The organism is Nostoc sp., assembly GCF_036917815.1.
Taxonomy (GTDB): domain Bacteria; phylum Cyanobacteriota; class Cyanobacteriia; order Cyanobacteriales; family Nostocaceae; genus Nostoc.
The window spans coordinates 1-23,706 of the sequence record NZ_JBALEK010000061.1; the positions used below are offsets into that span (position 1 = coordinate 1).

Sequence of the window (23,706 nt, forward strand, 5' to 3'; positions counted from 1 at the left end):
TGTTCCGCTCCGCAAACTAGGCAGGGGACAGGGGTCATTTCCCCCCGCTCCCTGCCCCCTGCCCCCTGCCTCTTCGTTGAGAGAAGTGATTGAAGTATGGGTACAAACTAAACTTGATCAAACTGATGAACTTTGAGAAATTTTGGATAAGAATTTAGACATTTAGTTTATCTCTGCACCGCCACCTCAGACAGTGCCAGTCAAACCACAGCCTAGCCCTCAAAGTAGTAATAGTCAGAATAATATCCTGATCGGCAGTTTGATTGCAGGTGGGCTAATCGGTGCATCTGTGATTATTAGCCAAGTGTTAACAAAATCTTCTCAACCCATAACGGTATTACCTTCAGAAACACCGTCAACTGTCACCAGCCCGGTGATAGAAAGTCCGAAATTTACATCAACTACTCAATCTGCACCTTCCTCAACATCAGTACCGCCAGGTGATCCCACGGCTGTCAACAATTACTTCTGGCTTTCTCAAAGACTTGTAACTGATGCAGATTTGGATGGTAAAAGTGGTTTTCAACTAGATATTATGCGAAATTCGATTTTTGCCGTTCACGGTCGCCGTTTTGACACTGCTGAATTACAAAATTACTTTAATAACCAATCTTGGTATAGTCCTATATATTCACCAGAGACATTTCCACTTAAATCGCTGTCAAAATTCGAGCAACAGAATGTAGAGTATATCAACAAATATCAAGACCGTAAAGGCTTGAGATATTTTAAGAAATAAGTTTTTCATAATCGCGAAGTGGCGACTGAGGAGAATAACCAATGCCCTTGCCTAAGTCCTAATTATTGCTACTTATTAGATAATATACAGATTATCTTATATACTAGATCAGACAAATTTATGGATATTCAATACCCTAAAATCGAGAGATATTAGGGGCTAATCCTAGCGAAATGTACATGGGGTTAGAACAAAACGGTCTTTGTGTGCCATAAACTACATCTCTAGATACTAGGCAGTTTCAAGACCAGGCATTTATATTTAGTATATATAAGATAGCTATGTTCCAGATTAGAAATCCATAAGTTAAAGAAATGTCATTTTTATATTTTCTTTGTTATTTTGTATTTAACGGGACAGTTCTTCATGATTTGGTGGGTTTAAATAACAATTAGTTAAACAATTTCCCCTCAAAGATGCATGTAAATTATTGGCATTCTGCTGACTTTGCTTGTTAACTTACAAGCGGAATGCAAATTGACTAGACAGATTACATGGTAATATTCCCAATCGGCAAATAGTTCATCTACACAAGGAAAACCTTGCCTATCACTATGCTTAAAACAAATAATCGGCGTATTTTTCTGACTGCTTTTATTAAACCTTTAGAAGAAAACAATCAAAAAGGTAGTGAAAAGCAATTTGCTCAACCTAAACTAGATTTACTGCAACCATTACGTCAATGGCTGGACAAAATTGAGATTCAGAATCGGAAATTAGCCAAATTTATTGCTAAACTGATTCCTGCTCAGTGTCCATTCGAGCGTGATATCATGCTTTTTGGTCGCAAAGTAGGACACATTCCGCCAATGTGCAAGCTGAATCCGCTTTATAACGAACTTGTATACTTGCGTTTTCGCGCTTTGTGTTATCTAGTAGATCAGTGTGGAGAGGATATTCAATCCTACTGCTGAACATAACTAGAGAAGGCATTATATGGAAATTAAAATTGAGCATCAACCCACAGAAGAACGTCTCAATGAATTGGGTGTCTGTAAATGGGAAATTTGGAAAAAGCAAGTCTCCAAATTCCCTTGGACTTATGATTCTCAAGAAACTTGCTACTTTTTGGAAGGTGACGTAGTTGTTACTCCTGATGGTGGACAGCCAGTGCAAATGGGTGAAGGCAATTTGGTGATCTTTCCGGCTGGGATGTCTTGTACATGGGAAATTACAAGGGACGTGAAAAAACATTATTACTTTGATTAGTCAATAGATAAGAGTGATCCCCTTTGTCTACTTGATGATCCAAAAGACGAATATCTCACAACATCTCATAACTTAATTTAGATTTCTATTCTGCGGAGGTTCGCAGCGAGTCTCGGAGGATAAAGTGGCAGAATCGGTAAATTGCTGATATACATATCTATGGAAACTCGTTGCGACTCCATAGCGTAATTTTCATAGAAATAGATAGTCTCATTTTTACCAAATATGGCAGTGAAGATAGATCCCCGACAACTTTTATGAAGTCGGGGATCTTGTGCGATCGCCACCACAAAAAATCCAGAGAGTTCATAATCGTATTAGTGGGAGTTTAGCAGAAAAAGGTTTCGTCCCACCGCAATATTATTGAGGAGAATCATCAAAAATGTTACTGCATTTAAGTACTTGGCAAGAAGTCGAAGCTTATTTACAGCAGTCAAAGGGGATAATTTTCCCTATTGGTTCCACAGAACAACATGGGCCAACGGGATTAATTGGCACTGATGCCATTTGTGCAGAAGCGATCGCAGCTGGTGTAGGTGATGTAACTCAAGCGATCGTTGGCCCGACAATCAATGTGGGGATGGCACTGCATCATACTGCTTTTCCTGGCTCAATCAGTCTGCGCCCCAGCACTTTAATTCAAGTAGTGCGAGATTATGTAACCTGTTTAGCCAAAGCTGGTTTTAGCAAGTTCTACTTTATTAACGGACACGGCGGTAACATCGCTACCCTAAAAGCTGCTTTTTCAGAAACTTACGCTCATTTAGAAGATTTGCACATTACTAATGCTCAACAGGTGCAATGTCAAGTGGCAAACTGGTTTATGTGCGGTTCTGTATATAAGCTAGCTAAAGAATTGTATGGGGATCAAGAAGGATCTCATGCAACACCAAGTGAAATAGCCCTCACCCAGTACGTTTATCCAGAGGCGATTAAGCAAGCACTACTTTCACCAGAAGTTGCAAGTGGACATAAAATTTATAGCGCTGCTGACTTTCGAGTGCGTTATCCAGATGGACGTATGGGATCAAATCCGGCTTTAGCAACGCCTGAACACGGTAAGCAATTTTATGATTTGGCGGTGAAAGAACTTAGCAATGGATATTTGGAATTTTTGAACGCTGAATAAAAAAGAGGGGTAAAGGGTGAATGGCACCATTCCAGAAAACTAAAGGGTGACGCTCCTAACGTCGCTAACGCTTCGCTATCAGCCAACCGAGAACGGGCAAGGAAGAATTTAGTACGCAAATACGAAGATATTTCTAACCGAAGAAGTGATTGGTTTTGGAAGCTAGCTCACGAGTTAACAGATCGGTTTGATGTTCTGTGTTTTGAAACCTTAAACCTCAAGGGGATGCAACGCCTTTGGGGACGGAAAATATCAGACTTAGCTTTTGGTGAATTTCTACAAATATTAGAATGGGTTGCTAAGAAAAAAAACAAATTGGTTGTTTTCATCGACCAATGGTATCCCAGCAGCAAGACTTGTTCTCATTGTGGACACGTCCTGGAAAAACTAGATTTGTCTATTAGAGAGTGGCGTTGTCCATCCTGTCAATCGATTAATGGAAGGGATACGAACGCTAGCCGCAATATTCAAATGGTTGGGGCATCAACCATTGGCTTAGGTGATGTCAGACAGGCTATGCCTGCAATTGCTGTTTGAAGCTAGAATCCCCACCCTTCAAGGGTGGGGAGTATGTCAGTTCCGGGTAGTAAAATATTTTGCACAAAGCGATCGCGTCCTGCTGCTTTTGCTTGATACAATGCCCGATCTGCTGCCGCAATCATTTCTTCCAAGTCAGAATCTGGCTGAGGAATTTCTGTCGTAAACCCGGCACTAATGGTTACATGAGGACTAACCTGAGAATTTTGATGAGGAATTGCCAGTGTTCGGACAGCATGACAAATTTTTTCGGCAATATTAGTCGCCCCCTCGGTGTCTGTGTTAGGTAAAATCACAGCAAATTCTTCCCCACCATAACGGGCAACTAAATCTCCAGGACGTTTGATAATATCTTTGATAGCTTGAGCAATTTCTTGAAGACAGCGATCGCCTACCCGATGACCGTATGTATCATTATATAATTTGAAGAAATCAACATCGCAAAGAATCAGGGAAAGAGACTGTTGATCTCGTTTCATCCTCTGCCACTCTTGGTTCAAATACTCTTCAAACCGTCGGCGGTTAGCTACTTGAGTTAACCCATCGATGGTAACTAATCGTTGCAATTCCACATTCACAGCTTCTAGTTTTTGCTGTAACTGAGATTGTTCAATCAAGCGTTTTACCCGTTGTCGCAAAACTGGCCAGTGAATCGGCTTGGTAACATAATCCATTGCCCCCACTGCAAATGCCCGGTCAACTGACTCTTGATCTTCAAGTCCTGTAATCATTAAAACTGGAGTGTGCTTGCTAGAATCCAAAAGCTCCAACTGCTTGCAAAACTCGAACCCATCCATATCCGGCATTATGGCATCAAGAAGTACGATATCAGGGTGCAGTTGCTTAAAAGCTTTTATTGCCTCTATGCCATTTTGAGCTTCCGCTATTTGATAGCCTTCCCGCTCCAAGAAATGCCGCAGTATCAGGCGAATAAAAGGTTCATCATCAACAATTAGAATTAAAGATTGGCTTTCTTGAGCAGTGGCTTTCATGATGCTTCCTTCACAAGTTCTTTTTCTAAGGCAGTTTTAACTTGTTCATATTCCTCATATAGTTGTGGAAGTAATTCTAGACTGTTTTCTAATTTACTCCTGCGTCCCTGTGCTTCTAACGCCTTGCAAAGCTCCGCCAAGGCGAGCGCACCAACAGAAGCACTGCTAGACTTAAGTTGGTGGGCTGTCTGCCATATAGTCTGGATATCCTGAGTTGCGATCGCGGCGCTAATCTCTTGCACTAATCTTGGTGTCTCTGTAAGATAACACTCAATCATTTCAGCAAATGCCACACGATCCCCTCTGACCATATCCCGCAAGGATTGGAGAATTTTGGCATCAATTTTGGCGCTTTTGAATGTCTGGTTTTGCCCTGACTGGAGAATATCTGACAAAGGTGGCAATTCTGGGCACATCACTCTCCCTTGTCTTCCCATAGAAGTAGATTCAAAACTTATTTGGGGTGAGCATTTGCTGAGTGCCTCAGCTAACTCTTGAAGCTGAATCGGTTTGCTAATGTAGTCATTCATACCAGCAGCCAGACAAACTTCGCGATCGCCCCGCATGGCATTAGCAGTTATAGCAATGATCTGGGGACGAAAACCTATTTTCCATTCTTGATAAATTCTCCGAGTTGTTTCTAACCCATCCATTTCCGGCATATTGACATCCATCAACACTACGTCATAAGGCTGTTTTTGCAAAGCCTTAAGCACTTCTAGCCCATTGGTGACAACATCTGCCCCATAACCCATTTTTTGTAGCATCAGTAGGGCAACTTTCTGATTGACAAGCGTATCCTCTGCCAGAAGAATTCGCAGTGGCAGTCGATGGGCCAAATGCCGATTAACCAAGGGAAAATCAGAAATACTAGCTGGGAGCGGCTCATTTCCCAAAACACGGGTAATAACATCATAGAGTTGAGACTGTTTGATGGGTTTACTCAAAGAGGCAGCAAACTGGACATCATTCAAGTCAGAAGAAGTTTCTACTTTACCCAAAGAGGTCATAATCACCAAAGGCAGATTTTCACAACCAGATTGCTTGCGGATTTGACGAGCTAGGCTTATGCCATCCATTTCCGGCATCTGCATATCTAAAATGGCAATATCAAACTCTGTTCCCTGAGCAAGTTGAGCTAAAGCTTCTTTACCAGATTTGGCAGCAGAAGTTTCCATCTTCCAAGACTCTGCTTGCAAGGAGAGAATTTGGCAACTGGTCAGATTGTCATCCACAATCAAGATTCGCTTGGATGCAAGCTGCACTAGCGAAGTGCTTAATTCAGCTTGTTCGGACTGAGCAGCCACTTTAGTAGTAATGGTGAAGTAGAATGTTGAACCTTGGGAAGAGTCAGGAGATGATAATAATTTTCCATTTTCCCATCTAGGGCTAGGATTGCCACCGACAAACCCCTGGCTTTCTACCCAAAGGGTGCCGCCCATCATCTTACTGAGCCGCTTGCTGATCACTAGTCCTAATCCTGTGCCGCCATATCGTCGAGTCATGGAGACATCAGCCTGAGTGAAGGGTTGGAATAAGCGCTCTATGTTCTCTGGTGCGATGCCAATACCTGTATCTTTGATGGCAAATTGAATTTCATAGAGAAGTTGCTTTTTTCCAACAGATATCGGGGAGTGGGGACTGGGTACAGGGGATTGGGTACTGGGTACTGGGTACTGGGAAGATGTTTCTTGATCCAAATCCCCATTACCCCTTATCACCAATCCCCGATCCCCAATCCCCAATCCCCGATCCCCAGTCCCCAATTCAACAGAAAGTACTACTTCTCCGTTTTCAGTAAACTTAATGGCATTGTTGAGGAGATTCATCAAGACTTGGCAAAGACGAGTCAAATCGCCGATGATCTGAGTGGGAACTTGGGGCTGGATTAGGTAAGCTAATTCGATGTCCTTTTGGGCAGCTTTCGGAGCCACAAGGGAAATAGCCTGCTCCACACAAGCTCTCAAATCAAAAGGCTGTTCTTCTAATTCCAGTTTGCCCGACTCAATTTTGGAGAAATCTAAAATATCGTTGATGATGGTGAGCAACGCATCTCCGCTACTGCGAACTGTTTCCACAAAATCTAGCTGTTGAGGCGTGAGGTTAGTATCCAGCAGTAGACCTGTCATGGCAATAACAGCATTCATTGGAGTCCGAATTTCGTGGCTCATCATCGCCAAAAACTCACTTTTTGCCCGATTTGCGGCTTCGGCGTGACGTTTTGCCTGCTCCAAGGCAAAGTTTTTCAAGGTAAGTTCTTCCCGTCGGCGCGTTTCTTGTTCTAGTAAGTCAGCTTGTGCTAGAGCAATACCTAGTTGAGCCGCCACTGCTTCGAGTAATTCGATTTCGTCTGGTGTCCACTGGCGAAAATAGCTGCACTGATGTAGAACGATCGCACCATTGGGTTCTCCCTGATAGGACGTGCGAATTGACAGCATAGACTTCAGCCCAGCTTCTCGGCAGATCGGTTCAACCGCCTGGAGTAAAGGATCAACGTACACATTTGGAGAAGCGATCGCACTTTCTTGTGCCATAATCTGCTCGGCATGAGGATTGTTAGTTATGGGAACTTCCAATTTCAACATAGAGCAGTGACTGGGCAGTACATTGTACTCTGCCACGAATGGAATTCGGGGAGTAGGGTCGCTAATGTAAGAATGAATCAGACAGCGATCAGCTTTAAAGGCTTTTCCAATTTGGGTAGCAGCCGTCTCAAATATTTTGCTGCTATCAAGACTTTGACGAATTTCCTGAGTAATTTGTTCAAGTAGTAGGGTGCGCTGCAATTGCCTTTGCAGCGCCTCTTTAGCTCGTTTGTTTTCGGTAATGTCGTGATTGATGCCAACAGTGCCAACAGTTTCCCCCTGTTCATCCTGTAAAGAAACTACGGTTGTTTCGCAAGTTCCCTCACTACCATTTTTGCGAATAAAATGTATTTCCCCTGACCAGCGTCCTTGCTGTTTGACTCTTTCCAAAATTTTAGCCCTTAATGTTGCGGCTACTTCCGACGGATGAAAAAGATTGGGATGTTTAGCCAAAATCTCGACTTTGGTATAGCCAAACATACTTTCGGCAGCAGGATTACAGTCAATAATATTTCCGTTTAAATCTGTAATCATCACGCCATCATGCATGTTTTCAAAGGTGAGGGCTTGCCGACGCAGACTGGCTTCGGCTTGTTTGCGTAAGCACATCTCGTTGTAGACATCGCTAATATCTCTCTGAATGCCAATAAAGTGGCTTAACTTGCCATTTTCGTCATGGATAGGAGAAATACTCAATTCATTCCAGAATAAGGTACCATCTTTGCGATAGTTGCGGACAATAACTTTGCAACTTGTTTCATCTTCAAGAGATGAGCGCAATTGATTGAGTGTTGGTTGCTGGGTATCTGTGCGTTGCAAAAATCGACAGTTTTGCCCAATCACATCAGTAGCACTGTAGCCTGTTATTTGCTCAAAAGCTGAGTTCACGTAAATAACTGGATTATTGGGAAGTCTGGCATCGGCAATAATAATTCCATTACTGGTAGCAGCCAGTGCCCTTTCCCTCAGTCTCAAGGTTTCTTCAACCAACTTCAAATTAGTAATATCAAACATAAACCCCCTCAGCATGGTAGGAGTTCCTGCTTCCTCAACGACACTAACAACGTCTCGCAGCCAAACAACTCGCCCATCGGCTGCTAACATCCGATATTCCAATTCATGATTTTTACACTTAGCAGTTGCTTCTTGGCAAAAACGAACAGATTTTTCCTTGTCATCTGGATGCAGATGATTAACCCAAAAATTTTCCTCGTACCACTCTGCGATCGGATAATTTAGCAAGTCTACCGCTTGCGGTCCAACGTAAATAAATCGCCAAGTCTTCAAGTCTAATTCCCAAGGGATGACTTTCACAGTTTCCAGCAACTGCCGCAAACGATTTTCACCCATGCGGAGGGCAATCTCTAGCTGTTTCTGTTCAAAAATCCTGTGAATTAACTCCTGATTTATTGCTGTTATTTGCTGATTACTTGCTTTCATTGCCAGGGGAAAATAGACTGATAATGTCAGTGTGATAATAAGCAATAAGGCTGCAATCAATATTGCTTGTGTTAACAACCCCGGAGTTTTGATTAAAAGCCTCTGCGAGAATAGGACTACAGAGATTGAGAAGAAAATCCCCAGCAACAGCGCTAGTAATTCTTGTTTGCGGAAAAATTTCACAGCTTTGAACCAGTTATATCGGTGCTGTTTGACCACTTATTAACCCTCCAGCACTTTCAGGTCTTATTATGCTAACTTTTACTTTTAAGTAATCTAAAATATCAATAGCAAGGGGGCAATTACGGAATTTATTTTTAAGTAAAATATTTGTATATAATCTTGGCAGAAAAACTTAATAATTTATGATTATAAATACCTTTTTTTTGAGAGCCGCAAATTGTCTGTACTAATACCATTTCTTTGTGAGGCTGCGCCAAACCCTTTTAACTTCTTTCTTTCTTTCTTTCTTTCTTTCTTTCTTTCTGTCCAACTCTTACGAGACGCTACGCGAATGCGGACTTCTCCCTTGGCGTTAGCCTCTCCCTTTGGGAGAAGGGGAGACGCTAACGCGAATGCGGTTCGTTTTTATTTCTTGTACTTAAATATGGTTGAGCGCATCTTCATACAGAATTGGTATAAGCTAAACCACATCTAATTTGCAGATCCAAAATTCATATAACTCCTGTGGGTGGGCAACATGAGCGCCCTAATTATGCAACTTAAATGTGGAACAGCTTAGTACACTGTGGCAAAAGTTTACGAATTGCCCTTGTCTGGTTGATTGAGATGGTAGAAGGTACTACGAACAAAAAGAACCCCAACTTCTTGAATAAGTCGGGGTTCTGAGCCTCTTGGTGGAGAGCAAATCAAATAGGATTGCTATCAACATCCAGAATTTTTAAGTGAAGCGTGAAGGTCTAAGTAAGTAGGCGAGAATAAACCAAAGTAAGTTAACTAATGTAAAAAATCTTGAGATTAATTCGTAGTGAGCGGCTCCAGCCCTCTCTTCTCTACGAGAGGCTGCACCAACGAGACGCTATGCTAACATTTGAGGACTTTAGTCCTCTCTAGGAGACGCTACGCGTAGCAAGATACCCAAAGGGATACACTACAAACCTTTAATTATTTACGCCGATCTACTTATTGCCTATATTGATACTTTAAATCACAGCTTCTTGGCGTTGACAATCAAAAACAACCATATAGGAAGCATTTGGTATTTCCTGAGGGAGATGGCGCATATAGCCATCGGCATCAGAACGGCTGCGGAAACGAGCAACAATTTCCCGTTGCGTATTAGGAAGTAGACGAGCGATCGCCCAAGAATTGAGGCGTTCTTTATAGGCAATAGGCTGATTGTCTGATTTGGAAGCTTTGTTATCCGTATTTTCTGGCATAATGATGTTATCCGTATGAAGTTTAATGAGGGGCGTTAATTAGTTTCTAGGTAGGAATGCACTAACGCTTTTTTTTAATGCTGCTGCCACCTTGTTATTCGATTATTTATAAATTGTCAACACTTAGCGCTCTATTTTAGACCAACTAAGTTGAAATTTTCAGGTGATAATGAATCTCAAATCCTTAATTTGCAATTGTTTCCAGGACACAACAATGCTCAACCAGAAAGTTTGGCAATTATTGGGTTTGCATTATTTGTAGGCTCACACATAAGTAAAGTCCGAATCAGTAATAAGATGAGCATCAATGTCTGAAAAAGTACTATTAAGACCTCACCCGAAAATGAACAATAACGTGCGGATAATTAATGGGCGGCTGATATCTTGTACCAGGCGACTGGAAGTCGCGGCTACACAGGCAAAACCCGCCTGCGCGGGTTGAAAACCTTGATTTTGCATTAGTCCGCGTAGGCGGACGAGAGTTTGTATAGCCGCGATTTCTAATCGCCAGGGCTAGGTGCAAGATATGAGGGGACAAACTCTTAATTTTTCTCTAGTGCGATGCTTAGATTGGGCTACACGCCTACGGTAAAACTATATTCTAGACATAAGAGTGAAAATTAATTCTGCGTTGCTCGAAATCCTTGGTAGGCACAATTCATGAATTGTGCCTACGGCATTTTCGGAGATGTCTTGTGGGCATTTACGTTTTTTATAGTTAGTTTAGTTTCATCTTTATATATTAAAAAATTAATTTTTCATCAGGCTTTTAATAGAGCTTTAGGGAAAATATAAAGTGGAATTTTTTAGTTCAAAGTATCTTGACTAATTGCTATAAAGTAGGTAAAATTTTTCCGGTAAAATTATAGTTATGATAATGGAAACACCATTTGTAACATCAATACTTCAAAAAGTAGCAGAGGAAATAGGAGCGATAGTTTTATTAGATCCAGAATGCCCCTTTGTGGGACTGATTATATTTAAAAACGGCAATAAAACCTTTTTTCGTAGTAGCAGGTTTAGTATTAATTCTTCTGGCTCAGTAGCAATAGCTAAAGACAAAGGGGTTTCAAACTTTTTTCTGAATAAATTTGGCTACAAGGTTACTGAAGGAAAAACATTTTTTAGTGAAGAGTTATGCGAAGAAATAGCTAATACCAGGAATATAGATGCAGGATTTTATTATGCTAAAGAGTTGGGATTTCCCGTAATTGTCAAACCGATTAATCTCAGTCAAGGAATATTTGTTACAAAGGTTCACAACAAGCAAGAATACTATCAAGTAGCCAAGAAAATCTTGCAAAAAACCTCAGGATTTATTGTTGAGCGATTTTATAGTGGTAATGACTATAGAATTGTAGTACTTGATGATGAAATAGTTTCGGCATATCAAAGAATTCCCTTATTTATAATAGGAGATGCTCAAGCTACTATTTTGGAACTTATGCAACAGAAGCAGGAAACTTTTATCAAAAATGGTAGAAAAGAAATTATAGATTTTGAAGATTACAGAATCAAAAAAAACTTGCGAAGACGGAAGCTAAATTTTAATACTGTTATACCCAAAAATAATATAATCTATCTTTTAGACAATGCAAATTTATCGACTGGGGGCGAGGCAGTAGACTTCACTGAAAATATCCATCCTGATTTTCAAAAATTAGCCGTAAGTATTACAAAAGAGATGGAATTAAGATTAGCAGGTGTGGATATTCTTACTAGTGATATAACATCACCAATGGGAGATTATACGATCGTTGAAGTCAATGGCGCTCCTAGTTTAACTCACTATGCATCATTTGGTGAAGTTCAAACGAAAAGAGTAGAAAAGTTATATCTCAAAGTTCTCAAAGCACTTGAAAACGAGAGTAAAAGTCGGGACAATTCATGAATTGCCCTTAGAGGTTGTTTGAAAAGTGGTTGACTGTAATTTTAGGCACTGATTGATCCCCCTAAATCCCCCTTTTTAAGGCGGACTTTAAGAAGTTTTTGCCCCCCTTAAAAAGGGGGGTTGGGGGGATCAAAAGCCTGTGGGACAACTTTAGAATACTTGTGTGTACACCGTAGCCTTATAAAGGGGAGGGTTAGGGTGGGGTAAAACCCAGGTTAATCAGCTATTTCAGACTTGTGTGTACACCACACCACAGTTGCTAAGGTGAGGGGAGACAAAGCACAGCTTTAGTGGGGTGGGGTTCTCCGGGTTTAATAAATAAAGACGGGTTGCAGCCCGTCTAAATAGCTTGAAAGTGCAAATACACCTTGTATAAGACTGAAAATAACACAGTTAATTTTCTGAGAGTTGCCAATTTGCCAAGTTATAAAAGGAACAGATATTGCTTTGTCTGAATCAGTCATAGTAGAAGTTAAAGCTACTGGATACAGAAACTGCTTTAATGTGGTGTCAAGACTGGTTCAGCCTTACCCTGCAACAAAAATCAAGGTTTATAAACATCAAATATGAACGTTTTACTTCTATATCCCCGGTTTCCCAAAAGTTTTTGGTCTTTTGAAAAAACACTGGCTTTATTAGACCGTAAAGCCATGTTACCGCCTTTAGGCTTGGTGACTGTTGCCGCGATTTTACCCCAAGAATGGGATTTCAAGCTAGTAGATCGAAATGTTCGCGTCTGTACAGAAGCAGAATGGGCTTGGGCAGATTTGGTGATTATGTCGGCGATGATTGTGCAGAAAGAGGATTTGCTCTCTCAGATATTGGAGGCAAAACAGAGAGGTAAGCGAGTTGCTGTGGGTGGGCCTTTCCCAACAGCGCTACCCAATGAAATGACATCCGCCGGAGCCGACTATTTGATATTAGACGAAGGAGAAATTACCCTACCCTTATTTGTAGCAGCGATCGCACGTGGCGATCGCACAGGTATCTTCCGTTCTGACGGTGAAAAACCAGATGTTACCAATACTCCCATTCCTCGCTTCGACTTGCTAGAGTTTGATGCTTATGCGGAGATGTCGGTGCAATTTTCCCGTGGGTGTCCCTTTCAGTGCGAGTTTTGTGACATTATTGTGCTATATGGTCGCAAACCCCGCACCAAAGACCCAGTTCAACTCTTAGCAGAACTTGATTACCTCTATCAATTGGGTTGGCGGCGGAGTATTTTTATGGTGGATGACAACTTCATCGGTAATAAGCGGAATGTCAAATTATTTTTGAAGTCCCTTCTGCCCTGGATGGTGGAACATAACTATCCCTTTTCCTTTGCCACAGAAGCTTCAGTTGATTTAGCCCAAGATCAAGAACTGATGGATTTGATGGTAGCTTGTAATTTTGGAGCCGTTTTTCTGGGAATTGAAACCCCCGACGAAGAAAGTCTCACTTTCACTCAGAAATACCAGAATACGCGAGACTCCCTCAGTGAAGCGGTGAATAGGATTACCCGCTCAGGGTTGCGAGTCATGGCAGGCTTTATTATTGGGTTTGATGGTGAGAAGGTGGGAGCAGGCGCACGAATTGTCAAATTTGTCGAGCAAACAGCAATTCCCACAGCCTTATTTAGTATGCTGCAAGCCCTTCCAGATACAGCCCTTTGGCATAGATTAGAAAAGGAAGGACGACTCCGCAGCAAATCAGCCAACATCAACCAAACCACGTTGATGAATTTTGTGCCAACTCGACCCTTAGAAGACATCGCTGATGAATATGTGCAAGCATTCTGGGATTTGTATGAGCCGGAGCGATTTTTGGAGCGGACATACAAACACTTCCGTCTTTTGGGTGAAGCAACCTATCCGAAAAAGGGCAAAGCTGCCAAGAAACCATTGAACTGGAAAGTACTCCGGGCATTGCTGGTGATTTGCTGGCGCCAAGGTGTACGTCGTCAGACGCGCTGGCAATTCTGGCGCAACCTGTGGAGTATGTATCGGCATAATCCCGGTGGGGTGAGTAGCTACTTAGCTGTTTGTGCCCAAATTGAGCATTTTGTGGAGTATCGCCAGATTGTCCGGGATGAAATTGAGGCTCAAGTGGCTGAATTTCTGGAAGCAGAAGCTAGGGTTAGAAACTCTTCGCTAATTTCTACTCATGTCTAGACAACATCTCTTCTCAATACTGCGTAGGTTTTGAATATTCGGAGGTTGGGTTGAGCGTAAGCGTTACCCAACAAACCCCTCTCGGAATTTCCCAGAAATAAATGAGTAATAAGTAATAAGTAATATAGGATTCCTATTTGATTTTTGAACAAAATTAGGTACTGTAGGGTGCGTTAGTAACGCACCATTCGTAAGGATTTAGTGCGTTACGCTGTCGCTAACACACCCTACGTATCTTTTTGAAAATCAAATAGTAGTCCTATACCCATTACTGATTACTTCAAAATTAAAGACAGTTGGAGTCGGGGATTTAAACCCCAACTCAACTGATACTACGTGTAATGGTTGGGGTCTTAAACCCTTGAATTTACGATAAATTATCCATCTTCTGGGGCGGGCATCCCAATACTGCTCGGATAAGCTCTTGAGGCAGGGGAAGCAGGGGAAACAAGAAATCTAGTTCCCTCCCCAATATATCGGGGAGGGTTAGGGTGGGGTAAAACCTAGGTTATATCACAAATACAGTTCAGAATGAGCAACAAAACACTTGTAGAGACGGCGATTTATCGCCTCTCGAAAACCAAAAATTGTTGCCAGTAGCCCTTAACCCAAGCGTATTGGGTTATAAGCTACTTGAGACTTGTGTATACACCGTAGCCTAAAAGGAGATAGCAAAGGTGGTTTTTTGAGCTACCGTTATTTCTTACTCTAAAATATGCCAGAAAAAATATGCATAGAGGTAGATGAAAAGTAAGTCAATGGGGAGTCTAAAATACAAGTGAGCTAAATGATTAATCCGTAAGAAATACGGAAGCTTATGATGCTAGATAGATGCGGTTAGAGAACACTCAATGTTAAATGTTAACCGCTTGCGGCTGCAAGATATATTTAAAATCCCTGCAAATACACTTGCGACTTTTGCCACAAGTGCAATCACCATTTTGGTTGGCAGTTTAGTACTGGTTGGCTGGTGGCTTGACATTGAAGTTCTCAAGTGCGGTTTTTCTGGTAGTCCTGCCACAATGAAAGTCAATACAGCGCTGTGTTTTGTGCTGTGTGGTTTGTCACTGTGGTTATTTTTAAAAGGAAGGGACAACAATTCAAAATTCAAAATTCAAAATTCAAAATTATTCCCCACTCTGCTAATTTCTAGGGTTTGTGCAATAGCTGTCACTACAATTGCTACCCTCACACTCTGGCAATATGTGTTTGGCTGGAATTTTGGTATTGACGAACTGCTATTCCGTGATTCGCCAACCAGTTTGACGACATCGCATCCGGGGCGAATGGGGGTGAACACAGCACTGAACTTTACACTTGTCAGTGCAGCTCTACAAATTCTGATTCATCCAAAAAACTACCGCAGTTATTGGTATGCTCAGATTTTGGCTCTGATAGCTACTTTAATTTCCTTTCAGGCGCTTATGGGCTATGCCTACAAAGTGAAAGTTCTCTATGGACTTGCCCCTTATACAACATCAATGGCGTTACACACAGCGTTGTTGTTCAGTTTACTAAGTATAAGTATTTTGTGGGCGAGGGCAGAACAGGGGTTAATGAGGGTAGTTACAAGTGATACTTACGGCGGCTTACTTGCACGTCGTTTATTATTTGCCGCGATCGCAGTACCTTTTATATTGGGGTGGATAATTGTTGTCGGTCAACGAGCCGGAGAATACGATCCGGCCTTTGCAATATCGGTGTTTGCCATCGTCCTCATCGTAATTTTTACTGTTTTGATTTGGCAAAGTGCGGCGGTTATTGAACGCCTCAGCCAGCAACGCGACTTCGCCCAAGAAGCACTGAGAACCTACAAAGATAAATTGGGGAGTTTCGTCGATGCTAACGTCATCGGTATTATGTTTGGTGATGTCTATGGCGGTATCCAGCAGGCAAACGACGAATTTCTCAGGATGATTGGTTACACACGGGAGGATTTGTTAGCGGGTAAGGTTAGTTGGATCAATATCACCCCACCAGAGTATTTATACTTGGATGAGCGAGGTGTCGCCGAAGCACAAGTCAGCGCCAATACTGCTTGTACGCCTTACGAGAAAGAATACATTCGCCAGGATGGTAGCCGCATCCCGGTTTTAGTTGGTTACGTCCTGCTAGGAGAAAACCGCGAAGAGTCAGTAGCATTTATTCTCGACTTAAGCGAACGCAAGCAAGCAGAAGCAGAGCAACAAAAATTAGTATCGCTGGTAGAAAATAGCTCTGACTTTATTAGTATCGCTACCCTTGAGGGTCAATTACTCTACATCAACGATGCAGGTCAAAAGCTGGTAGGGCTGGCTAGCGCAGATGAAGTCAGGCAAAAAGCAGTATTAGATTACTTCATGCCCAAAGACAAAGCCTATTTTCAAGAATATATTCTGCCGAGTGTGCGATTAGAAGGGCGCTGGCAGGGAGAATTTTGCTTCCGACATCTCCAAACAGGTCAACCGATACCAATTGATTACAACATCTTCACTGTTACAGACAAGAATACAGGTCAGCCAATTGCCTTAGCAACTGTGACTCGCAACATCAGCGAGCAAAAACAGTCCAAGGAACAAATATTACAACTAAATAGGGATCTACAGCGCCGCATTACTGAGTTACAAACTTTGTTGGAAGTAATTCCCATTGGAATTGGCATTGCCGAAGATCCACAATGCCAAAATATCAAGGTCAACCCGGCTTTTGCCAAACAGTTGGGGATATCCTCAGATATAAATGCTTCCATCAGCACTCCTTTGGATGAAAAACCAACAAACTTTAAAATCTATCGCCAAGGAAGGGAACTGTCAGCAGAGGAACTCCCCATGCAGTACTCAGCTGCTCATGGTATTGAAGTTCTGGATTTTGAAGTTGATATAGTCCATGACAATGGAAAAATCGTTAACCTGTTGGAGTCCGTTGCACCCCTGTTTGACGAAGAGGGTAAAACCAGAGGAAGCGTTGGGGCATTTGTGGATATTACGGAACGCAAGCAGATAGAGGAAGTAGTTCTAAATCAGCAAAAATGGCTGGAAGATGTGTTAAATCTGATGCCAAGACCTCTGCTATTTATCGAACCAGGAACGGCGCGGGTAACTTTTGCCAATCGCTCTGCTGACGAATTAGCTGGGGGCGAATTTCCCAAAGGTGTACCCGCAGCAGAGTATCACACAGTTTACCACTACACGGATGCAGCTGGCGATCGCATCCCCAATGAGCAAATGCCAGGAGTGCGGGTTGCCCTTGGCGAACGCCTGAATGGATTGGAGGTGGACTGGCACACTCCCTCTGGTGTTCGCTCTCTACTAATATTTGCTGATACCTTGCCAGCAATGCACGGTCATCCCGCTACCTGTATCTTGGTGTTTCAAGAAATTAGCAACCTCAAGGAGGCACAAAAAGCCCTCTCCTTAAGTTACAAAAGGCTAAAGCTACTATTCGACACAGCTAGCGATTTACTATCGAGTCAACAACCAGTAGTACTAATTGATAGCGTCTACCGTAAACTCTCAGACCAAATTGGCTTAGATGTTTATTTCAACTATTTAGTTGAAAATGGCTCTCAGATAATGCGGCTAAAGTCTTACAGTGGCATTTCCGAGGAGAAGGCAAAGGAAATTAAGTCGTTGGCTTATGGTGAAGCAGTTTGCGGTACTGTAGCCCAGGAGCGTTGTGCAATAGCTGTAGAGAATGTGCAGCAATCAATTGACCCGAAAACAAAATTGCTTTGCTCTTTAGGCATTACTGCTTATTATGCATACCCATTGATTGCCCAAGGACGGCTGTTAGGTACTCTTTCTTTTGGCAGCCGCACTCTGTCAAGCTTCACTGACAATCAAAAGGGGATGATGCAAGCAGTATGCGACCAAATAGCGATCGCAATGGAACGGGCTAGTTTAATTGCTTCTTTGCAACAACAAACTGAGCAGTTGCAAGAGGCTAACCGCATGAAGGATGAGTTTCTGGGAATATTATCTCATGAATTGCGATCGCCCCTCAATGCCATCCTTGGCTGGGCGCAATTACTGCAACGAACCAAGCTCAGTGAAACCCAAATGGCTAGGGCTACGGAGACAATTGAGCGCAATGCCAAAGCGCAATGCCAGCTAATTGAAGACCTGCTAGATATATCGCGGATGATTAGAGGCAAGTTACGCCTCAATGTCGGTACTTGTAATGTGGTTCCCATCATTGAGTCAGCCATTGAAACTGTTAGTTTCGCCGCCCACTCTAAGGAAATCGATTTGAGATTTTCCCTCATTCCCTCAAAAGAAACGTCAAATTCAGGTTGGGCATTAGGAATCAATGGCGAAAATCTAGAATCTTCAGAAGTTTCCGGGGATTTCGAGCGCTTGCAGCAAATCATCTGGAATCTACTATCCAATGCCATCAAATTCACACCCGTCGGAGGGCGGGTAGAGGTGCAGTTGTCAGTAGTCAGTGGCCAAGAAAAACACCAGACAACAGATAAATATGCTCAAATTCAGGTGATTGATACAGGCATTGGCATCAGTCCTGACTTTCTTCCTTACGTTTTCGATCGCTTTCGTCAAGCTGATAGTTCTAACACTAGAACATACGGCGGATTAGGACTAGGATTAGCGATCGTCCGTCATTTAGTAGAATTACATGGCGGTACTGTCCACGCAGATAGTCCGGGTAAAGAACAAGGAGCGACCTTTACAGTCAAACTGCCACTTCTAAAGAGTGCCCCACCACGCCCCTAGACCCCTCCGCCCCGGTTTTGCGCTAAATCCCCGTTGCAAAACTGTACTTCCAACTTCCGACTTCTTTAAATTAGCCTTTCTAAACCTTGTCCGTTTTGAAACCTGGAGTAGTGCAGGACGAAAAGCCCGCTACTACCAGTAGGGAGCTACTTCTCTGGTTCTCTCGTTCCTGGGCTGCTGCCTGGGAATGAGTAAAATCAACAGCCTTGATTTCTCGTTGTGTTGCATGGCTTTTTACCCCTCTCCAAACCTCTCCCCCACGGGGGGAGAGGCTTTGAAAACCAGTTTTAGTTTTTCTCTGCTTGTATGAAACCACCGTGCTTCCCTAGGAGCGTTGGGGGAGTCAAATTCCCCTCTCCGAAACGGAGAGGGGTTGGGGGAGAGGTTATTTCAGGATTACTCAATTGGTGTTCTAGACCCTTCTAGTTACCGAGACTCAGGAGGTTGTTGCAGACGTAAGAAGGTATTGTAAACCTGCTCTTTTAAACTAATATTATTATTTTGTAATTCTAGAGTAATTTTGTTGAACTTATCAATACTCAAACCATTATCTTCGACAATTTTTTGAGCGCGAGTACAGTAAGTCGTGGCGATATCTTGAGCCTTCTTGGGAAGACCATTAAAGCTGTTAGAATCGTTACAAACAATCTTAGGAATTTCTCCATTGCCAATAAGTTTTTTAATTTCTCCAAAGGCATTTTGACGTACTGGCTCCATTGCTAGCACAGCTTGAGCATAGCTGTTGATTTCAGTATTGTTAACTATTGGTGATGGAGTTTGAGCATCAGCTTTGTGAGTCAATGAAAAAGCGTTGAAAATCACACCCACAGTAGCGATCGCGCCAAAAAAGAATGATTGGTAAAGGATTCGCTTTGGGCTAGATCGGGAAAATAAATCGGAAATTTTCTTCATATAGTGTGTGATACAGAACTACATCAGGGATATTATGAGGACTTTGAATTACTTTCGCAGTTGGAAGTTCCAGCAACGGCTCAATACATCAAGCTTTTATATTTGATTGTCAATTTCCTCGGCAGACTTGACAAAGTTCGATTATTTTAGTCTGGAGTGTTGACATTTCTGATGCTCCTTGCTTGAGACCAACTTCTAACTCTAGTAGTAGGGGTAAGCAATAAATTAACTGTTGCACTGAAAGCAGCCTGATTTCTTGCTGTAAGAAGTAGAGCCGTTTGGGATTACCGATATCAGCAGCAATAGCGATCGCTTGTTGATTGCGCTCCCCACCTTCTATCATAATCTTCACCCATAACCAGGTGCGAAATTGTCCAATTAGTGTGGCAACTATCCGTAATCCCGGTTCGGAAGCATTGCTCAAATCTGCCAATGTTGTCAAAGCTTTAGCTGTATCTCCTGTTCTGATTGCTGCTGCTAATTGTAAGCTATTTTGAGTAGTATTTCTGACTAACTTCGTCACCGTATCTACGTCTAAGGGCTTGTTGCTACCTTGGACATATAGCCGCAATTTCTCTAACTCATTGTAGAGTAATCGTGTATCATTTCCTACGGATTCTGCCAACAAATGGGCAGTATTGGCAGTCAGTTTCACGCCCACAGTCTGGGCTGCTTGAGTCACAGATTGCACCAGTAATTCTGTTTTCCAGGGGGGAATGAGGGGAAATTCTCGGAACTCGGTGGCAAACTGCTTTAACAATTTTGTGGATTTGAGGCGTTCATCTGGCTTGTTGCGACTGGTGAGCAATAAAAATGAGTTTTCGGGAATTACAGATAGCGAGCGCACCAATTCTGCTAATACATTCTCTGGACAGTGCTGACACAGAGTAGTATTGATCAGCCATACCAACCGTCCACCAGCGCCAAATGTCGGTGTCATCACCTCATTTAACCCCTGGATAGCAGCATCAGCTTGATCTGGGGAGAACGAAGTGTAATTAAAACTTATCCATTGGGGATCGAGGACGCGATCGCGCAGCATAGCGATCGCCTTTTCCATAGCAAAATCATCCTCACCCCAGTAAACATAGATTGGCATAGACTAACCTTTGGGCATTATTGGGCATTGGGCATTGGGCATTGGGCACTTGTACTGAGCGTACCCCTTCGGGGAAGCAAGCTACGCGTAGCGTCTCCAAGAGTTGTCGTTGGCGCAGCCTCTCGTAGAGAAGTATTGGGCATTGGTGAAGAGTTAATATTTATAACTCCTAACTCCTAACTCTCCACTCCCCACTCCCCACTCCCAAAAATAAAATACTTTTAAAATCATTCTGTTAATCGCGGTAATTTTCCCTAAAATCTATCAAGTGAGAGCATGAGGCCATGAAGATTGGACGACAACTATCAAACTTACTTAAATCGGTTAGCACGACTGACGCTACCAGAAACCTACAGATCCCAAGCCCAGCATATTCAGGAATCTTCTAAATTTCAGCCACATTCTGGGTTGAGAGAAGCAGCATCCTTTCCTGGCTATACGCTAATTACCCCGCCGGCAGAAGAAGAATCACAGAACTCTGCTTTCTATGCCAAATTACAGACTTACCAACAGGAACTTTTGCAGTTGCCTGTAAACCGTAATTTGATTGTACCTGTACCTCCTGCTAGCTTACATCTGACTTTAGCGGATTTAATTTGGGACAATGCTTACCTTGATGCCTCCGAAAAAAATCCCAAATTTGACGAGGAGTTACACTCTTGTTTAGCCGAAATGTTCCAGCAATATCAACAATTGATGACAAATAGGAGTCATCCGATTAAATGGCAAATGCTGGGACTGATACTGATGCCAAGAGCTGTAGCCGTTTGTTTAATACCCCAGGATGAAAGCTGCTATGAGGAAATTATTAAATTTCGCCGAACAATTTATCAAAATCCCAAGTTAATTGCCTTGGGTATTGAGCAGCATTATCATTTGACAGCCCATGTTACATTAGCCTATTTTGGGGAGGTTCTATCTGACTTAGACCGCACAAGCTTCAGCACGATGCTGTCTGAATTAAATGAAAAATGGCTGTTGGATTTGCCAGAATTTTTGATCAATCGCGTCGAATTACGGAAGTTTGATAATATGACACGCTATTATCGTGAACCAGACTGGCCGATTTTAGATTTTTAAGTAATTAGTAGTCAGTAGTCAGTAGTTTCCACTCACTAACCACTGACTACTGATTATTAGTACAGTTGGAGTCGGGGATTTAAACCCCAACTCAACTGATACTACGTGTAATGGTTGGGGTCTTAAACCCTTGAATTGACGATAAAAACTCCAGCCTAAAATTCTGGTTGTTGATAAAAGAGGTAAACAGCTTCTAAAAAAACATCAGGTGTCACAACTTCTGGCAACTTTTCTAAATTAAGAATAGCTACAACTTGCTCGGCTAACTTTAGAGATAGTGAGGCTCTTGCCTTTAATGACATTGCAGCACGTCGCTGTAAATACTCACGAATCACAGCAAAATCATCGGGCATCAATGGTGATAAATCGGCAGTTTTTACTAACTCTTCATGGAGTACTTTAGCCTGTTCGGAAATTGTCAATGTTGCAGATGCAGTGGGTGTTTGGGCTTGAATGACAATTGTGCCAGCAACCAAATCACCTAAGCGCTTTTCGCGGCGACCTAAGATAATTAAAAAAGCACCAATAAACAAAGTTTCATCAAACGGTCGCAGTAAAGCACGTAGCGTTGCTTGTTGTAGCCCAATGAGTCTACCATCATCTCGAACTACGCGAATTTTAGCAACCCGTTTACCAGGAGTTTGTCCAAACCATAAGGTTTCAAAAAATACAAAATAGCTGATGTAAATAATAAAACTGACAAGGATTGCGATCGCCATCAACCACAAAGTCACAGATGTACCGAAAATATCTACCCAAAAATCTCCTAGTGGGACTGAAATAATAGACCAAGCTGTGAAAAATCCTACCAAAATCACAGCCAAAACGTGATAATCAATGAGCAAAGCCCAGGCACGATTTCCGATTCCAGCAAGAGTAAACTCTAGTTCTACGCTTTCTGGAGTATTAAATTTAACATTATTGAAAAGGTGCATAATCGTCTTTTTACTGTCATTTAAACTTCGCGATCGCGTAACTTCAAGCCTAACCCTTCACGACGACTCCGCAGGTCATAGTAAATAACAGCTTTAATTGCTTGCCAAAATGGTAAAATTATTGCGCCAGTACCAAAACTTAATGCCAGGATAAACACAGCCAAAATCGGAGCAAAAATAGTAGAATTCTGATTGATTAAGGGCAAGAAAATCGCCTGAATCACAGCAGAAAGAATCTGGAGAACAATTTGAGCAGGTATTGTGATCAAAAAGGCTACAAATGAGATAGCTAGAATTCGCCAGACGTAACCTTGAGTTAATTCCCAGCTACGGCTAATAGTTGATATCCCATCAACATTCTCTTCAATGGCAAGGGGCACATCTGCTAAATAGAATCGTGTAAAAAACCAAAAAATTGCCACAAGTGCCACAATACTTACCACAATAGTAAGCAGAATAAATAAAATATAGGTAGCTGGATTTGCTTGTTGTCCCAACCCTAAGAAGGCTGAAAAAAAACCAACCAAGGCAAATAAAATTACAGCACCTAAGCCAACTCCTATACCGATGAGAAACATTAACAGCATTGTCACTAAAAACTGCCACAATCGGGAATTGACGTAACGCTGACCTGACGAAATACTTTCGGGTTGATTGACCAACTCGCCAAAGGCCAAACGAGAAATCAACGCTGAAAGAGCATAAAATTTAGCCCATCCATAAACTGGAACCAGTACCCAGACGTAAGCTTTCAGTGCTAGTAAAAAATAGTCTTTCAGGTGAGAACGATACAATCGCACCGCAGCACTGACAACATTTCCTACACTCAGTGGTTGCATCTGACCAGAAGATCCAAAGTTTTCAGACATGATGGCAAATTTCCCTTGAAAGTACGG

16 protein-coding genes and 1 pseudogene are annotated in these 23,706 nt (G+C 42.3%); 9 read left to right on the forward strand and 8 right to left on the reverse strand.

Going from position 1 to position 23,706, the window contains the following annotated elements; all coding sequences use genetic code 11:
• The first annotated feature begins 193 nt into the window (after nt 1–193).
• From V7K97_RS18275 to V7K97_RS18285, 3 genes are all read left to right on the forward strand, one after another.
• On the forward strand, nt 194–739 hold the full coding sequence (locus tag V7K97_RS18275) for a YARHG domain-containing protein (protein ID WP_334802429.1): 546 nt from the start codon (nt 194–196) through the stop codon (nt 737–739).
• A gap of 554 nt (nt 740–1,293) precedes the next feature.
• Complete coding sequence (locus V7K97_RS18280; protein WP_334802430.1) at nt 1,294–1,653, forward strand: Mo-dependent nitrogenase C-terminal domain-containing protein; 360 nt, start codon at nt 1,294–1,296, stop codon at nt 1,651–1,653.
• Between the two features lie 22 nt (nt 1,654–1,675).
• Complete coding sequence (locus tag V7K97_RS18285) at nt 1,676–1,948, forward strand: cupin domain-containing protein (protein WP_334802431.1); 273 nt, start codon at nt 1,676–1,678, stop codon at nt 1,946–1,948.
• Nucleotides 1,949–2,025: 77 nt separating this feature from the next.
• On the opposite strand, the gene V7K97_RS18290 is transcribed toward V7K97_RS18285, so the two are convergent.
• On the reverse strand, nt 2,026–2,235 hold the full coding sequence (locus V7K97_RS18290) for a hypothetical protein (protein WP_334802432.1): 210 nt from the start codon (nt 2,233–2,235) through the stop codon (nt 2,026–2,028).
• 95 nt (nt 2,236–2,330) lie between these two features.
• Between V7K97_RS18290 and V7K97_RS18295 the strand changes: the two genes are divergently transcribed.
• Both V7K97_RS18295 and V7K97_RS18300 read left to right on the forward strand, forming a co-directional pair.
• Nucleotides 2,331–3,077 carry a creatininase family protein gene (locus tag V7K97_RS18295; protein ID WP_334802433.1) on the forward strand — a complete coding sequence of 249 codons (747 nt, stop codon included), beginning with the start codon at nt 2,331–2,333 and terminating at the stop codon, nt 3,075–3,077.
• A gap of 27 nt (nt 3,078–3,104) precedes the next feature.
• Nucleotides 3,105–3,614, forward strand: a pseudogene (locus V7K97_RS18300) (RNA-guided endonuclease InsQ/TnpB family protein); the annotation flags it as partial.
• Nucleotides 3,615–3,616: 2 nt separating this feature from the next.
• Here the strand turns inward: V7K97_RS18300 and V7K97_RS18305 are convergent.
• The 3 genes from V7K97_RS18305 to V7K97_RS18315 form a co-directional block, all read right to left on the reverse strand.
• Nucleotides 3,617–4,606, reverse strand: a complete 990-nt coding sequence (locus tag V7K97_RS18305) for a PleD family two-component system response regulator (protein ID WP_334802434.1) — start codon at nt 4,604–4,606, stop codon at nt 3,617–3,619.
• On the reverse strand, nt 4,603–8,850 hold the full coding sequence (locus V7K97_RS18310; RefSeq protein ID WP_334802435.1) for a PAS domain S-box protein: 4,248 nt from the start codon (nt 8,848–8,850) through the stop codon (nt 4,603–4,605). Before V7K97_RS18310 ends, V7K97_RS18305 begins: the two co-directional genes overlap by 4 nt.
• Before the next feature lie 944 nt (nt 8,851–9,794).
• Nucleotides 9,795–10,031, reverse strand: a complete 237-nt coding sequence (locus tag V7K97_RS18315; RefSeq protein ID WP_292769779.1) for a hypothetical protein — start codon at nt 10,029–10,031, stop codon at nt 9,795–9,797.
• A gap of 877 nt (nt 10,032–10,908) precedes the next feature.
• Here V7K97_RS18315 and V7K97_RS18320 point away from each other — a divergent pair.
• From V7K97_RS18320 to V7K97_RS18330, 3 genes are all read left to right on the forward strand, one after another.
• Nucleotides 10,909–11,922 (forward strand): cyanophycin synthetase, encoded by a 1,014-nt coding sequence (locus V7K97_RS18320; protein WP_334802436.1) that lies wholly within the window; start codon nt 10,909–10,911, stop codon nt 11,920–11,922.
• Nucleotides 11,923–12,488: 566 nt separating this feature from the next.
• The gene (locus V7K97_RS18325) at nt 12,489–14,075 is read left to right on the forward strand and encodes a B12-binding domain-containing radical SAM protein (protein ID WP_334802437.1); all 1,587 of its coding nucleotides are present in this window, start codon (nt 12,489–12,491) and stop codon (nt 14,073–14,075) included.
• A gap of 851 nt (nt 14,076–14,926) precedes the next feature.
• Entirely contained in the window at nt 14,927–18,784 is a 3,858-nt protein-coding gene (locus V7K97_RS18330; protein WP_334802438.1) for a PAS domain S-box protein, read from the forward strand.
• Nucleotides 18,785–19,210: 426 nt separating this feature from the next.
• On the opposite strand, the gene V7K97_RS18335 is transcribed toward V7K97_RS18330, so the two are convergent.
• Complete coding sequence (locus V7K97_RS18335) at nt 19,211–19,696, reverse strand: DUF4168 domain-containing protein (protein WP_334802439.1); 486 nt, start codon at nt 19,694–19,696, stop codon at nt 19,211–19,213.
• A 109-nt stretch (nt 19,697–19,805) separates the two neighbouring features.
• Nucleotides 19,806–20,795 carry a DNA polymerase III subunit delta gene (gene holA, locus V7K97_RS18340; protein WP_334802440.1) on the reverse strand — a complete coding sequence of 330 codons (990 nt, stop codon included), beginning with the start codon at nt 20,793–20,795 and terminating at the stop codon, nt 19,806–19,808.
• A gap of 291 nt (nt 20,796–21,086) precedes the next feature.
• On the opposite strand from holA, the gene V7K97_RS18345 reads away from it, so the two are divergent.
• Complete coding sequence (locus V7K97_RS18345) at nt 21,087–21,875, forward strand: DUF1868 domain-containing protein (protein ID WP_334802441.1); 789 nt, start codon at nt 21,087–21,089, stop codon at nt 21,873–21,875.
• Nucleotides 21,876–22,030: 155 nt separating this feature from the next.
• Here V7K97_RS18345 and V7K97_RS18350 read toward each other — a convergent pair whose 3' ends face one another.
• Complete coding sequence (locus tag V7K97_RS18350; protein WP_334802442.1) at nt 22,031–22,810, reverse strand: RDD family protein; 780 nt, start codon at nt 22,808–22,810, stop codon at nt 22,031–22,033.
• Nucleotides 22,811–22,830: 20 nt separating this feature from the next.
• Complete coding sequence (locus V7K97_RS18355; protein ID WP_334802443.1) at nt 22,831–23,679, reverse strand: DUF975 family protein; 849 nt, start codon at nt 23,677–23,679, stop codon at nt 22,831–22,833.
• Nucleotides 23,680–23,706 lie beyond the last annotated feature (27 nt).

Excerpts from the sequence above, each read along its gene's own strand:
- V7K97_RS18355 (WP_334802443.1), bottom strand. The coding sequence starts at position 23,679 with ATGTCTGAAAACTTTGGATCTTCTGGTCAGATGCAACCACTGAGTGTA.
- V7K97_RS18320 (WP_334802436.1), top strand. The coding sequence starts at position 10,909 with ATGGAAACACCATTTGTAACATCAATACTTCAAAAAGTAGCAGAGGAA.
- V7K97_RS18295 (WP_334802433.1), top strand. The coding sequence starts at position 2,331 with ATGTTACTGCATTTAAGTACTTGGCAAGAAGTCGAAGCTTATTTACAG.
- V7K97_RS18335 (WP_334802439.1), bottom strand. The coding sequence starts at position 19,696 with ATGAAGAAAATTTCCGATTTATTTTCCCGATCTAGCCCAAAGCGAATC.
- V7K97_RS18350 (WP_334802442.1), bottom strand. The coding sequence starts at position 22,810 with ATGCACCTTTTCAATAATGTTAAATTTAATACTCCAGAAAGCGTAGAA.
- V7K97_RS18325 (WP_334802437.1), top strand. The coding sequence starts at position 12,489 with ATGAACGTTTTACTTCTATATCCCCGGTTTCCCAAAAGTTTTTGGTCT.
- V7K97_RS18330 (WP_334802438.1), top strand. The coding sequence starts at position 14,927 with ATGTTAAATGTTAACCGCTTGCGGCTGCAAGATATATTTAAAATCCCT.
- V7K97_RS18305 (WP_334802434.1), bottom strand. The coding sequence starts at position 4,606 with ATGAAAGCCACTGCTCAAGAAAGCCAATCTTTAATTCTAATTGTTGAT.
- holA (WP_334802440.1), bottom strand. The coding sequence starts at position 20,795 with ATGCCAATCTATGTTTACTGGGGTGAGGATGATTTTGCTATGGAAAAG.
- V7K97_RS18280 (WP_334802430.1), top strand. The coding sequence starts at position 1,294 with ATGCTTAAAACAAATAATCGGCGTATTTTTCTGACTGCTTTTATTAAA.
- V7K97_RS18285 (WP_334802431.1), top strand. The coding sequence starts at position 1,676 with ATGGAAATTAAAATTGAGCATCAACCCACAGAAGAACGTCTCAATGAA.
- V7K97_RS18315 (WP_292769779.1), bottom strand. The coding sequence starts at position 10,031 with ATGCCAGAAAATACGGATAACAAAGCTTCCAAATCAGACAATCAGCCT.